Source organism: Ralstonia sp. NFACC01, from assembly GCF_900115545.1.
Lineage (GTDB): Bacteria > Pseudomonadota > Gammaproteobacteria > Burkholderiales > Burkholderiaceae > Ralstonia > Ralstonia mojiangensis.
Genome location: NZ_FOWV01000003.1, coordinates 246742 through 260907, shown reverse-complemented (window position 1 = coordinate 260907; position 14166 = coordinate 246742). Strand labels below are relative to the sequence as shown.

Annotated in this window: 11 protein-coding genes; 10 read left to right on the top strand and 1 reads right to left on the bottom strand. The window is 64.4% G+C overall.

Features of this window, described 5'->3' with window-relative positions:
- Window positions 1–126 precede the first annotated feature (126 nt).
- The 7 genes from BM136_RS09180 (at window position 127) to BM136_RS09150 (ending at window position 7773) form a co-directional block, all read left to right on the top strand.
- Entirely contained in the window at window positions 127–1278 is a 1152-nt protein-coding gene (locus BM136_RS09180) for an MFS transporter (protein WP_092971564.1), read from the top strand.
- Window positions 1279–1671: 393 nt separating this feature from the next.
- Window positions 1672–2385, top strand: a complete 714-nt coding sequence (locus tag BM136_RS09175; protein ID WP_092971563.1) for a response regulator transcription factor — start codon at window positions 1672–1674, stop codon at window positions 2383–2385.
- Window positions 2369–4048: a FecR domain-containing protein gene (locus BM136_RS09170; protein ID WP_092971562.1), complete on the top strand. Its 1680-nt coding sequence runs from the start codon at window positions 2369–2371 to the stop codon at window positions 4046–4048. Before BM136_RS09175 ends, BM136_RS09170 begins: the two co-directional genes overlap by 17 nt.
- Complete coding sequence (locus BM136_RS09165; protein ID WP_092971561.1) at window positions 4041–6374, top strand: CHASE2 domain-containing protein; 2334 nt, start codon at window positions 4041–4043, stop codon at window positions 6372–6374. The genes BM136_RS09170 and BM136_RS09165 overlap by 8 nt, the downstream gene beginning before the upstream one ends.
- A gap of 176 nt (window positions 6375–6550) precedes the next feature.
- A complete protein-coding gene (locus BM136_RS09160) occupies window positions 6551–6754 on the top strand; it encodes a hypothetical protein (RefSeq protein WP_092971560.1) in 204 nt (67 codons plus the stop codon).
- A gap of 34 nt (window positions 6755–6788) precedes the next feature.
- Window positions 6789–7496, top strand: coding sequence for a response regulator transcription factor (locus BM136_RS09155; protein WP_092971559.1), 708 nt, complete (start codon window positions 6789–6791; stop codon window positions 7494–7496).
- Window positions 7497–7521: 25 nt separating this feature from the next.
- Entirely contained in the window at window positions 7522–7773 is a 252-nt protein-coding gene (locus BM136_RS09150; RefSeq protein ID WP_092971558.1) for a GlsB/YeaQ/YmgE family stress response membrane protein, read from the top strand.
- 306 nt (window positions 7774–8079) lie between these two features.
- On the opposite strand, the gene BM136_RS09145 is transcribed toward BM136_RS09150, so the two are convergent.
- On the bottom strand, window positions 8080–8835 hold the full coding sequence (locus BM136_RS09145) for a FadR/GntR family transcriptional regulator (protein WP_092971557.1): 756 nt from the start codon (window positions 8833–8835) through the stop codon (window positions 8080–8082).
- A gap of 87 nt (window positions 8836–8922) precedes the next feature.
- On the opposite strand from BM136_RS09145, the gene gudD reads away from it, so the two are divergent.
- The 3 genes from gudD (at window position 8923) to BM136_RS09130 (ending at window position 14095) form a co-directional block, all read left to right on the top strand.
- Window positions 8923–10293 carry a glucarate dehydratase gene (gene gudD, locus BM136_RS09140; protein ID WP_092971556.1) on the top strand — a complete coding sequence of 457 codons (1371 nt, stop codon included), beginning with the start codon at window positions 8923–8925 and terminating at the stop codon, window positions 10291–10293.
- 87 nt (window positions 10294–10380) lie between these two features.
- Window positions 10381–11673 carry an MFS transporter gene (locus BM136_RS09135; protein ID WP_092971555.1) on the top strand — a complete coding sequence of 431 codons (1293 nt, stop codon included), beginning with the start codon at window positions 10381–10383 and terminating at the stop codon, window positions 11671–11673.
- Window positions 11674–11683: 10 nt separating this feature from the next.
- Complete coding sequence (locus BM136_RS09130; RefSeq protein ID WP_092971554.1) at window positions 11684–14095, top strand: glycoside hydrolase family 31 protein; 2412 nt, start codon at window positions 11684–11686, stop codon at window positions 14093–14095.
- The last annotated feature ends 71 nt before the right edge of the window (window positions 14096–14166 follow it).

Below are 14166 nucleotides of genomic sequence, written 5' to 3'. Positions count from 1 at the left end.
GCCTAGACTCAAGTGGTTTTAATTTAAAACCATTTGAGGCAGCCGATGCCCTCTGATTGCGTTGCCGAACATTCGTCTACCGAGCGTGCCGCTCCCTCTGCAGCACTGCCCCGCGCGTGGGTTGTCATGCTGGCGCTTTGCGCAGCGGCTAGCGTATCGAACGTCTACTTTGCCCAGCCGTTGCTCGAACCATTGGCCCGTGAATTTGCACTCAGCGATGCATGGGCGGGCGGCATCATCGGCGCGACACAAGCTGGCTGTGCGCTTGCCCTGGCGCTCGTCGTGCCGCTGGGGGACCGCTGGCCACGCAAGCCGTTGCTGTTGATGCAGCTCGTCCTGCTCACGCTGGCGTTGCTCGCGGTAGCCCTTACGCAGATGCGCTGGTGGCTGCTGCTCGGCATGTTCTCCGTAGGCTTGCTTGGCACCGCGATGACGCAAGGACTGATCGCCTGTGCCGCCGCGTTGGCGCCATCGGCAGAGCGCGGGCGTGTGGTCGGTGCGGTGCAGGGCGGGGTCGTGATCGGTCTTTTGCTGGCGCGTGCCGTTGCTGGCTGGATCTCGGATGCCGCAGGCTGGCGCGCCGTCTATACGGCATCAGCCGGTTTCTCGGCAGCGATGCTTTTTTTGCTGTGGCGCTCGTTGCCTGCCCCGCCGACCGCGCTTTCTCCCATGGGATACACCGCGCTCCTGCGCTCGATGGGGCAACTCTTGATGACCGAACCTGTGTTGCAGGTACGCGGCCTGATCGGTTTGCTGATGTTCGCGGTGTTTAATGTGTTCTGGAGCGCGATGGCGCTAGCTTTGAGCGCTCCTCCCTATGCGCTCTCAACGGCGGGCATCGGTGCATTCGGTTTGGTTGGGGCGATTGGTGCGCTGGCTGCTGCGCGAGCGGGGCATCTGGCTGACCGTGGCTGGGCGCAGACGACAACGGGCATCGCCCTGGGATTGCTGTTGCTCGCGTGGTTGCCGCTCGGTCTCGGGCTGCAGCATCTCGCGTGGCTGATCGTCGGCGTGATTTTGTTGGATTTGGGTGGCCAAGCCGTGCATGTGCTGAACCAGAGTCTGATTTTCCGCTTGCAGCCGGAAGCACATAGTCGGTTGGTCGGCGCGTACATGCTGTTTTATGCCGCAGGAAGCGGGCTGGGGGCGACGGCTTCGACCGCGGTGTATGCGTGGGCGGGGTGGCCCTGGGTATGCGTACTGGGGGCAGCTCTTAGCTTGGTGGCGCTGGGGTTCTGGGCAGCGACCGCGACTTGGGCGCGCGGGCAGGGGCGCTAGTGGAGGGCCTGCTTGTGAGGCGCGGGGTACGTATACCCGGTAGCCGCCGCCAGCCGGCGGGCCAGCCTCTATACTTGCTCCACACTCGCACCTTGTAATGGCGTGATAAAAAATGATAGAACGCCATGGAAACTCGGCTCCGCGCTTGGCTTTTCACAATTGTTTGCAATATGACAGGGGCGGCCTTTTAGCATGAGTTGGGCTCAAGCCGGTGTGCGATACCTGCTGGCAGGGCGTGGGTAAGGTCTTGCGCGGGGGCATGTGCCGCGCCAATGGTGGCTGGTGGATCGAACAACGATGCACCGGTCCGGGACCCGATCAAAACGACAAAGGGAGTGACCCGGCATTCCGCATAGCGATAGCCGGACCCGTTACGGGGAAAGGGCAGTCCAGATGGCGATACGAATTGCCTCGGTAGAAGACAACCAGGCGCAATCGGATTTGATCCGAGAGATCCTGGTTTCGTCCGGATACGAATGCGAGTGTTTCAGTAACGGGGATGCCTTCGTCAAGGCGCTGCGGGATCGCACGTTCGATCTGCTGCTGCTCGACTGGCAGTTGCCCGATATCAGCGGCATCCAGCTTGTGAGCTGGGTGCGGCAGACGGTCGGCCCGGCGCTGCCGGTGCTGTTTCTGACCAACCGATCGCTCGAAGACGACGTGGTGCGGGGCCTGGCTGCCGGCGCCGACGATTACGTCATCAAGCCGGTGCGTCGCGCCGAATTGGTGGCACGCGTCGGAGCGCTGCTGCGTCGTGCAGCGCCGCGCACGGGTGAATCGCTCGAACGCATTCGCGTCGGCCCGTATGCGGTGGATCCGGTCGGGCGCGTGCTGACGTTGAATGGCTCGCAGGTCGAGCTGTCGCCGCGCGAGTTTGATCTTGGGTTGTACCTGTTCCGCAACATCGGCAAGCTGGTGCCGCGCGAGCTGATCGAGCAGGCGGTCTGGGGGCGGAGCATTGGGCCGGATTCGCGCACACTGGCCACGCATATCTCCAAGCTGCGGCTCAAACTCGATCTCAATCAGAAGAATGGCGTGCGGCTGGTCTCGGTGTATTCGCATGGCTATCGCCTCGAAACCACGCAGGAAGATGGTGAAGCAAGCTGACGCAATCTGGGGTGGTTTGATTGGGCGCGCCGCGTTTGTCGGCGCGTTCGTTCTTTTTGGCGGCGTGTGGCAGCCGGCAACGGCTCAGCCTTCCGGCGCCGATGGCACCGATTTCCTTTATCGCGTACAGCAGGGCGACACACTGATCAACCTTGCAGCGCGTTACATGGACAGCGTCGATGGCTGGCGCCTGCTGCAGCAGCGCAACCATGTGGTGGATCCGTATCGGTTGAAGCCCGGCTCGCTCGTTCGGATTCCGTTCGATCGCATTCCGGTGGTGCCGGCGACGGCCCAGGTGGTGTTTGCCCGCGATGCAACGACCGGCGGCAAGCCACTGCAAGCGGGCATGAGGCTCGCAGAAGCCTCGCAGATTGATACCGGCGACAAAGGCGCTGTGACGCTGGCATTTGATGACGGCACGCGCGTCACTGTGCCGCCGGGCAGCCACGTGGCGCTGTCGCGTGTGCGAGCGTTTGCGCGTGCCGGGCTGATCGACGTGCGCGTGCACGTAAAGCAGGGCGAGGCCGACTCCAATGTCTCGCCCAGGAAGAGCGGTGTGGGCCGGTACGAGATTTCCACGCCCGCGCTGGTGACGGGCGTGCGCGGTACGCGTTTCCGCGTGCAGGCGAGCGAAGCCGTATCGACGAGTTCCGTGCTCGAAGGCGAGGTGGCCACGCGCGCCGGTCGCCAGCAGCAGGCGGTCAAGGCCGGCTTTGGCGTGCAGGCATCGGATGGGCACCTCAAGCGCGCAGCGCTGCCTGCTGCGCCCAAGCTCGACGCCATCCCCCAGCTTGTGCAGACGCCGTGCCTGCGCGCAACGTGGCAGCCCGTCAAGGGCGCGGTCGGCTATCGAGCTGCCGTGGCGCGCGATGCCGCCCTGACCGAACTCAGCGCTTACCAATTGAGCAAGACGCCCGCAGTAACGCTCTGCGGCGATGAGGACGGCGACTACACGCTCGTCGTGCAAAGCATCGATGCGCTCGGGCTGACAAGCGAGTCGGCCACGCGGCCGTTCACCGTGCGCCTGCACCCGGAAGCGCCCTATACGATCCAGCCCGCCACCGTCCGGACTTACCGCAGCGGCGACGTGGCATTCGCATGGGCTGCCGTGTCCGATGCTGGCAGCTACGACATGGAAGTCGCAGACGCAGAGACCTTTGCCTCGCCGGCTGTCCAGCAGCATGCCAAAGATGTGCGTCTGACCAAGCCATTGACGGCCGGCACATGGTGGTGGCGTGTGCGCTCCGTGGCCGCAGACGGCAAGACGGGCCCGTGGAGCGATGCGCTGCGTTTTCGCGTGCTCGACATTCCACCGGATGCCGTGCCGACAGCCGCAGTGGAAGCCGGCGACGATGGCAAGCTGCACGCTCACTGGTCTGCGCTGCCGCCGGAGTTGGCGGCATCTGGCGCGCGCACGCGTGTGCAACTGGCGGGCGACACAAGCTTCGCCAAGCCCATCGCCGACATTGTGAGCGAAGGCAATGAGGCCACCATTCCGCGGCCGCCGTCCGGCGTGTATTACATCCGCACCGGCGTAGACCTGGGCGATGCGGCATCGGTGGTCTACGCTAAGCCGCAGCGCATTGACGTCGGCACCTTCGTCGGTGACTCCGCGCGCAGCCCGGTGCAGAGCGGCGGCAGCAATCTCCTTCTCAATGACTGAACCCGTACCCGCCAAGTCGGATGTGCGCAGCCTGGGGCGGCGCGCGTTGGTGGAGTGGGGCGTGCTGGTGGTGTTGGCTGCGCTACTGACGTTGGGTGCGGTGCGCTGGAGCGTGGTCGCGCGGCTTGACGCGGCGCTGTACGACACCGTCATCACGCTGCACGGGCATGCGCCGCGCGACGATATCGTCATCGTGGCCATTGATGACCAAAGCCTTGACGCGGTGGGGCGCTGGCCGTGGCCGCGCAGCCGGCTGGCCGATCTGATTGCGCGCGTGGGCCAGGCACAGCCGCGCGCCATCGGCGTCGATATTCTGCTGATCGAGCCCGATCTTGCGCAGCCCGAAGGCGATCGGGCGTTGACCGCTGCCATCGAGCGGGCTGGAAACGTCATCCTGCCCGCGCTGCCTGAGCGCACGGAGCAGGGGCGCGTGTATCACTATCCGTTCCTTGGTATCAACGCGTCCGTCGCACATATCAATGCCGCCCCCGACGCGGACAGCGTCGTGCGTGGCATGTATCTGGCCGAGGGCCCGCGTGCTCATGTGCTGGACCATCTTGCCGTGCAGCTCGCGCGGCAGGTAGCGCAACCGCCGGCCTCCATACCGGTGTTGTCTGATGTGGAGACCGATGCCGGCGGCTGGACGCGGCGGGCGCATATCCGCCTGAATTTTGCGGGCCCGGCCGGTACATACCGGCATGTGCCGGCGCTGGATGTGCTCAATGGTCACGTGCCGCCCGAGGTGCTTGCCGGCAAGCTGGTGCTGATCGGGGCGACGGCATCGGGCGTATCCGATATCTTTGCGACGCCGCCTTCGCGCACGATGAGCGGCGTCGAAGTGCTGGCCAACGCCACGCAAACCGTACTCGACGGCAGCGCCATCCTGCCTGTGCCCGCGGGCGTGTTCTGGGCGATGACGCTGCTTCCCTTGCTGATGACCGCGTTTGCCGTGCGTTGGCTCACGCCGCGCATGGCGCTTGCCGTGGCGCTGGCGGGTGCCGCCGTGTTGTTGTTGAGCACGGTTGGTGCGCTGGTGTTCGGCAATCGCTGGTTGCCGCCGTTTGCCGCGTTGGTTGGCCCGCTGGTGCTGTATCCGCTGTGGAGTTGGCGCCAGCAGGAAGCCGCGTTGCGCTTTCTGCGCGACGAGATGCAGCGCCTGGCGCGCGAGCCCGGCTTGTTGGGCGATACCGCGCCGCTCGCCCGCACCGGCCGCACCTTGGGCGCGCACATGGATGCCGTCGCCTCGCTCATTGACAAGCTGCGCGGGCTGCGCCGCTTCCTGGCCGATGCCCTGGAGAGCCTGCCTGATGCCACGGTCGTCTGCACGCACGACGGCGCGATCCGCCTGGCGAACGGCCGCAGCGCAGATCTGGCCGGCCAATTGCAGACGCCCGGCCAGAACCGCGCCGCCGCGTTGCGCGACCTGCCGACGCTGCTGGCGCGTGCGTTTTCCGACCCCGCCGCTGGCGAGTACTACTGGGCGCGCTGGCTGGCCAATCCCACCGGGCTCGAGCCTGTCGAGTTGCAGACACACGATGGCCGCTCGATGTTGATGCACGCAGCCGCGTTGCGGGACGAAGCGGGTCGCCCCGTCGATATCATCGTCAGCTTTGCCGACATCACCCCCGTGCGCCAGGCCGAGCGCCATCGCGAAGAAGCGCTGCGCTTCATCTCACACGACATGCGTTCGCCGCAGAGCGCCATCCTGGCTCTGATCGAGCTGCAGCGCGATGCGTCGCGCGCGTTGGATCGCGACGTGCTGCTCTCACGCATTGAGCAACTGTCGTCGCGCACGCTGGAACTGGCCGACGCCTTCATCGACCTGGCGCGCGCCGAATCGCAAACACTCAAGCTGGTGGATGTGGACCTGGTGGGCCTGGTCCTCGACGCCGCTGACGAGGTCTGGCCGCTCGCGAATCGTCACCAGGTGGAAGTGCGCGTGGTGGCCGACATCGAAGCGGCCGTGCGGGCCGAGCCGCGTTTGCTCGTGCGCGCACTGGTGAATCTGCTCAACAACGCCATCAAGTTCAGCGCGGCGGGTTCTGTGGTCACCGTGTCGGTAGAACAGGACGAGGCGACGTTCTCAGTGGCCGTGGCCGACCAAGGTGCCGGTATTGCCCTGCCTGATCAGCCGCGCTTGTTCCAGCCGTTCCACCGCTTGCATGAGGACATGGCCAACGCGCCGTCCGGCAGCGGGCTGGGCCTCGTATTCGTGAAAACGGTGGTCGACCGGCACGGCGGCCGCATTGCCGTGCAAAGCGCTCCGGGGCTTGGTTCCACCTTCACGCTGTCGCTACCGCGCGTCGCGCGTCGCCACGACGCCTGAGGCCATCGCGGTCTCGTGTGGCCTTTGCCACATTTCCTTTTCAATCATTTGCATTTTGGTATTGCGGCGGCCCTACAGTTCATTGGCCGACCCGCACAGCATGCGCCGGTGACACACCGGTCGAGAGACGACGGCACCTTGGAAAACTGAGCACAGACACGCCCGAGGCGCCACGAATGTTGAGCCAGACTGCAACCGATGTTTTGAGCGAATGCGAATACGAACGCGTTCGCGCCCAACTGCATCAAGCCCTGCGCGGCGACGGGAACCCGCCGCAGGTCGAACGCTTCTGGCTGGCTGGTCGGCACGTATCCATGTGGCGCGGCGATGGTCGCGACGACAGCAATGCACAACTGCACTATCGTCGCACCACCGCTTGACCGCGCCGCACGCAGTCAACTACGAAACCGAGCCATGAAAATCGGTCTGATCGACACGCACCTCGCCCGCCAGCAGGCGATTCACAACGCGCTGCAGCCCACGCGCTTCGAATGTGTGCCGCTGTTTCTCTCCCGCCAAGTTTTTGAAGCCATTGATGTGCACGGCATCAACTTGCTGATGGTCGGCGCGCATGCGCATGACATGCCGGGCCTATCGCTCGTGCGTACCGTGCGCGAGCGCGTCGGCCCAGGTATGGCAATCGTCTATCTCGCCGATGGCCAGGCCGATACCGAGACGGCAGACGCACTCAACCACGGCGCAGACCTGTGCTTCCAAGGCGATATCCGTCCACCGGAGTTGCTCGCGCGGCTCGATGCGTTGATCCGCCGCTTTGCCGTGAGCCGGGCCGTGAGAGCGTCGGAGATTCGGCTAGGGCCGTACACGCTCGATCGACAGAACCGTTCCATCCGCCTGCATGATGCTTCGGTGTCAGTGCATGCGCGTGAATTTGAGCTCGCGCTGTTGTTGTTCGCGAATGCGGGGCGTGTGCTCTCGCGCGCAGACATCGAACTCGCGCTCTGGGGCCGCGAGCTGAGCCCGTATTCACGCACGCTCGATACGCATGTCTCGCGCCTGCGCAAGAAGTTGCGGCTTGGCACGGAGAACGGTCTGCGCCTGCGCGCCATCTACGGGCAGGGCTTCTGCCTGGAGCGCGTGATGGAAGCGGTGGCAACGCACTGACCGCCTTGACCACGGAGCCACTGCCATGCAATTGCTCTGTATCACCATCCTCATCGGCTTTCTTGCCGGGCTTGTGTCCCGGTGGATCACGCCAGGACGAGGCGTCAGCGGTTTCCTTCTCACGATCATGGTGGGAATTGCCGGCGCGCTGACAGCCGCATTTCTCGGCCAGTTGATGCGCTGGTATGAGCCTGGGCAGTCGGCGGGGTTTGTCGGGTCGGTGGCGGGCGCCGTCATCCTGCTGGCCGGTTATCACCTGATGGCACGCGAGCGCTGAGTGCGGCGTTCGAAAGCATAAAAGCCCCGCGAGTCGGGGCTTTTTCATTGGTCGGGCAGGCGGCTCGAGCGGCGGCTGCCAAAAAGAAACGCCCTGATACTCGGGACAGCAGCATCAGGGCCAAGAAGGCCGCGGCTCTCTCTTCCGCGACCGGAGCGCACCCACGAGGGGTCGGTGCAAGCTCAGGTTACGTGGCTGAGAGCGAGGAAATGCAAATCTTTATCAAGAGCGCCCAACACGTTGGAGCGCGGAGCCGGCGATGTTGAGTAATAAGACGTCGTACAACTGCTTGCTAGTGGCGCCAACTCAGCCCGCCGCTGCGGGTGGTTGCGTGCTGGCGGCTTCGTGCGCGCGCCGCAGGCGTTCGCGGCTATTTGACAGGTGCATACGCATGGCAGCGCGCGCCGCTTCCGGGTCTTTGCGGGCGATGGCTTCAAAGACGCTGTGGTGCTCGCGGTTGACTGTGGCACGCAGTTCCGGAGCGTTCAGATAACCCACTTGCGCCAGTCCTATCCGCGTGCGAGGGATGAGCGTTTTGCCGAGCTGGGCGAGGGCGCCAACAAAGTGTTCATTGCCGGTTGCGCGCGCAATGCTCAGATGAAATTGCAGATCGGAGGTGGCGCTGTCATTGCCCTCCGCCTGGTCCTGCTCGATGGCTTCAAGTGCCATGCGCAGGGCGTCGATCTCGGCGGGAGAGATGCGCTGCGCGGCCAGCCCTGCGCACTCTGTCTCGATGGCGACGCGCAATTCCAGCATGCTCAGGATGTCGTGCAGTGTGGACGCATCGCCCAGCTGGATGCTGTTGTCGGCGCGCGGCGGCAGGACAAAGCTGCCAATGCCGTGACGCGTTTCGATCAGCCCCTTGGCCTGCAGGCGCGAAATGGCTTCGCGTATCACGGTACGGCTCACGCCGAGTGCTTCCATCAATGCGGATTCCGTCGGCAGCTTGTCGCCAACGCGCAGGGATTCGTTCGCGATACGCCCCTTGATGTGGTCCACCACCACGTCCGCCAGGCTTTGGGTGCGGCGCACAAGCGTTGCGGGCGAATTGGGGGCGGGCATGCGGTCTCCGGATGGGGGCGGGTTTACCAGGGGTGGTTCGACAGGAATGGGTCAATTATAGTCCCATTCCATGTTGTACGACGACTGATGACATACGTGATGACTATGAATCACCCTGCCTCTGGCACCCCAGTACACACGCCGCGCGTTACGCGCCTCCAGGTCATTCCCGTGGCTGGCCGCGACAGCATGCTGCTGAACCTGAGCGGCGCACACGGCCCGTTCTTTACCCGCAACATCGTCATTCTGGAAGACTCCGAGGGGCATACCGGCGTGGGCGAGGTGCCGGGTGGCGAGTCCATCCGCAAGACCATCGAGGACGCGACGCCCCTGGTTGTCGGACAACCGATCGGCGCATACAACAACGTGCTCAACAGCGTGCGCCGTCAATTTGCCGATCGCGACGCCAGCGGCCGCGGGTTGCAGACCTTCGATCTGCGCACCACCGTGCATGCGGTGACGGCGCTGGAAAGCGCGTTGCTCGACTTGCTCGGCCAGCACCTGGGCGTGCCCGTGGCGGCGCTGCTGGGGCAGGGGCAACAGCGCGACAAGGTGCCGGTGCTCGGCTACCTGTTCTTCGTGGGCGACCGCAAACGCACCGACCTGGATTACGCCGACGGCAGCGACGCCACGGACGACTGGACCCGTGTGCGCCACGAAGAAGCGCTCACGCCGGAGGCGGTCGTGCGCTTGGCCAAGGCGGCCCATGCGCGCTACGGCTTCAAGGATTTCAAGCTCAAGGGTGGCGTGCTGAGCGGCGATGATGAAATGGTCGTCACGACGGCACTGGCCGAAGCGTTTCCTGAGGCGCGTGTCACGCTGGACCCGAACGGCGCGTGGTCGCTGGCAGAGGCTATTCGCCTGTGCCGCGACAAGCACGACGTGCTCGCCTACGCCGAAGACCCGTGCGGCGCCGAGGGCGGTTACTCGGGCCGCGAGGTGATGGCCGAGTTCCGCCGTGCCACCGGCCTGCCGACGGCCACCAACATGATCGCCACCGACTGGCGCCAGATGGGGCACGCCATTCAGTTGCACTCGGTCGACATTCCGCTGGCCGATCCGCATTTCTGGACGATGCAGGGCTCGGTGCGCGTGGCACAGATGTGTGACGACTGGGGTCTGACCTGGGGTTCGCACTCCAACAACCACTTCGACATTTCGCTGGCGATGTTCACGCACGTGGCCGCAGCCGCGCCGGGCAACATCACCGCGATCGATACGCACTGGATCTGGCAAGACGGACAGCGCCTGACCCGCGAGCCGTTCCAGATCGTGGGCGGCGAGATTGACGTACCGGCCGCACCGGGCCTGGGCGTCACGATCGACATGGCGCAACTGGAGAAAGCCCACGCGCTCTACAAGCAGCACGGCCTGGGCGCGCGCGACGACGCGATCGCCATGCGCCAACTGATTCCCAACTGGCAGTTCGACAACAAGCGCCCCTGCATGGTGCGCTGACCGCTACGGCGGAAATCGAGGCGGCGCACGTCGTGGCACGCCGCCTCGTAGATCGGTAACCAATAAAAAAATATCGGAGACAACACCGTGAAGACCATCAAGGGCTTGCGCTGGTGGATCATCGTGCTGGTGTGCCTGGGCACGATCGTTAATTATCTGGCGCGTAACTCGCTGGGTGTGCTTGCGCCCACGCTCAAAGACGAGCTGGGGATGAGCACCCAGCAGTATTCCTATGTGGTGGCGGCCTTCCAGGTCGGCTACACGATCATGCAGCCGGTCTGCGGCTTTATCGTTGACCTTGTCGGCTTGCGTATCGGCTTTGCGTTGTTTGGGGTGTTGTGGTCGTTTGCCGGCGTGCTGCATGCGGGCGCTACCGGCTGGCTGTCTCTGGCAGGTTTTCGCGCCTTGATGGGGTTGACCGAAGCCGCTGCCATTCCGTCCGGCATGAAAGCCGTGGCCGAATGGTTTCCCGACAAGGAAAAGTCCGTTGCCGTCGGCTGGTTCAATTCGGGTACGTCGCTCGGCGCGATGTTGGCGCCGCCGCTGGTGATCTTCCTGCATCTGCGTTACGGCTGGCAGTCGGCATTTGTGGTGACCGGCGCCCTCGGCTTCTTGTGGGCCGCGTTGTGGTTCGCGTTCTACCGTTCGCCGAAGGACCACGCCGCGCTGTCCGACGCCGAGCGCGAAAAGATCATTGGCGGGCAGCTTCGTCCCGTCAGTGCCGAGCGCGGCAAGCGGCCGGTCAAGGATGTTGTGACGTCGCGCCGCTTCTGGGCGATTGCGCTGGCGCGCTTCTTTGCCGAGCCGGCCTGGCAGACGTTCAGTTTCTGGATTCCGCTTTATTTCGTCAACGAGCGTCACCTCGATCTGAAGGCGATTGCCATGTTCGCGTGGCTGCCGTTCCTGGCGGCCGACCTGGGCGGGCTGGTGGGCGGCTACCTGTCGCCGTTCCTGATCAAGCGTTTCCGCATTCCGCTGGTGTGGTCGCGAGTGTGCGGGGTCGTGCTGGGTGCCTTCATGATGATTGGTCCGGCGTGCGTCGGGCTCGTGGCGTCTCCCTATACGGCGATTGCGTTGTTCTGCGTGGGTGGCTTTGCGCACCAGATGATCTCCGGCCTGGTCAACACGTTGTCAGCGGACGTCTTCGATCCGGAAGAGGTCGGTACCGCCAGCGGCTTTGCCGGCATGGCGGCGTGGATCGGCGGCCTGGGCTTCTCGCTGTTGGTGGGCGCGCTGGCTGACAAGGTCGGTTATGGTCCGCTGTTCGGCCTGCTCGGCGCGTTTGACCTGATTGGCGCTGCGTTGCTGATTGTGCTGATTCGCGGCCAGTCGCATGAAGAACGTGCCGCGCGTCAGATGCGTCTGTCTGCTTCAAACTGAGTTGAAACCGATGTCCATGTTGCATCCCCCCCGATTCGAACTCCAGGCGCACGAAGGCAACCGGCTGCGTCTGGCCAGCAGCGCCGGCGCTGCGATTGAACTCTTCGTGCTGGAAGAAGACATCATCCGCGTGCTCGTGCTGCCGCAGGGCGACCTGCGCGGCCCGGCCACGTGGTCGATCGCCCCCGGCAGTGACGACACGCCGCTCGAAGGGCGCGACCGCCGTGACCTCGCTGGCTTCTCGCTCCCAGCATTCCAGTTGCACAGCGATGCCGACACGCTGCGCGTGGAAACCAGCAAGGTCCGCCTGAGCGTTGCGCTCGCCGGCGGTTTTTGCACATGGCAGATCCGCGGGGCTGGCGAATGGCAGACCGTGCTGAATGATCGCCCCACGCAGGCCTACAACTTTGGCTACTGGGACGAGCAGGTCTACCACTACGTGCGCCGCGAATCCGGCGAGATGTACTTCGGCCTGGGCGAGCGCGCTGGTGATATGAACCGTGCGCACCAGCGCTACGAGATGCGCAACATCGATGCGATGGGCTACAGCGCGCGCACGACCGATCCGCTGTACAAGCACATCCCGTTCTACGTGACGTGGCAGCCGGAAAACCGCACCGGCTTCGGGCTGTTCTACGACACGCTGTCCGATTGCAGCTTCGACATGGGCCGCGAGCTGGATAACTATCACGGCCTCTATCGCTACTTTGTCGCGCCGCACGGCGATCTCGACTACTACTTCATCGCCTCGCCCGACACGCCGCTCGACGCCACGCGCCGCTTTACGTGGATGACCGGCCGCCCCGCGTGGATGCCGAAATGGGGCCTCGGTTATTCCGGCTCGACCATGACGTACACCGACGCGCCCAACGCGCAGGAACAGATGGCCGAGTTCATCAAGGGGTGCCGTGAGCACGACATCCTGTGCGATTCGTTCCATCTGTCGTCGGGCTATACGTCGATCGGCCCCAAACGCTACGTCTTCAACTGGAACACTGACAAGTTTCCGGATGCACGCGGCTTCGTCCAGAGCTATCTGGACGCAGGCATTCGCCTCTGTCCGAACATCAAGCCGTGCCTGCTGCGCGATCACCCGAAGTTTGAAGAAGCCAGGGACGCCGGCTTGCTGATTTGTGACGCAAACGGCGAGCCGGCCTGGGTGCAATTCTGGGATGAAGTTGGCGCGTATCTCGACTTCACCAACCCGAGAACGCTCGACTGGTGGAAGGCCAACGTCAAGAGCGCGCTGCTTGAATACGGCATGGCGTCGACCTGGAACGACAACAACGAGTTCGAAGTCTGGACGCCCGACGCGTTCGCGCACGGGTTCGGCAAGAAGGCGCCCATCCGCGAAGCCAAGGTGCTGCACACGATGCTGATGATGCGCGCCTCGCGCGAAGCGCAGCTTGAGTTCGCGCCACAGCGTCGGCCGTTCCTGGTGTCGCGCTCGGGCGGTGTGGGCATGCAGCGCTACGTGCAGACGTGGTCTGGCGACAACTACACGTCGTGGGAAACGCTGCGCTACAACCTGAAGATGGGCTTGGGGCTCGCGCTGTCGGGCGTCTCGAACATCGGTCACGACATCGGCGGGTTTGCGGGCCCGGCGCCGTCGCCGGAGCTGCTGGTGCGCTGGGTGGCGTTTGGCGTGTTCATGCCGCGCTTCTCCATCCACTCGTGGAACGATGACAAGACCGTCAACGAACCGTGGATGTATCCGCAGGTCACCTCGCAAATCGCCTCACTGATCAAGCTGCGCTATCGGCTGATTCCGTATCTGTACGAACTGCTGTGGCAATCCACGCAGGCCTACGAGCCGGTGCTGCGTCCTACATTTGCCGAGTTCCCGCACGACCGCCGCTGCTACGCCGAGTGCGATGACATGATGCTCGGCTCGTCACTGCTGGTGGCGCCGGCCGTGGACGAAGGGCAGACCGAACGCACCGTCTATTTGCCAGCCGGCGCGCGCTGGGTCTCGTACTGGAGCGGGGAAGCATTCGAGGGCGGACAGACCATCACGCTGCCTTCGCCGTGGGACCAACCCGTCATGCTGATTCGCGAAGGCGGCGTGATCGCGCTGAACGTGGCGGAACAGCATTTCGACCAGCGCGCCGATCAACGCGGCTTCCTTGTCGTGCCCATGCAAGGTGTTGGTGAGACCGCTGGCGGCAGTGTTGAAGACGACGGCGAAACCGAAGCGTGGCGCGACGGCGAGCAGGGCCGCTGGAGCGTGCGTGCGATGTCAGACGCGCAATCCATCACGCTGCACGTATCGCGCGAAGGCAAGATGCCGACGCCGACCGACACGGTGGAGATTCATCTGCCCGCCAGTGATGCGCGGCAGGTGCAGACGCCGCATGCCCGCGTGCTGGAAACCGTTGTTGTGGGTGGCTGGCGCCGCCTGACGTTGCAATTGCTGGCCTAGTGCCGCATTCTCGCTGCGCATCACGATCGGGTCCGCAGAGACTCCGTGATGCGCGGTGTTTCCCTTGGTGC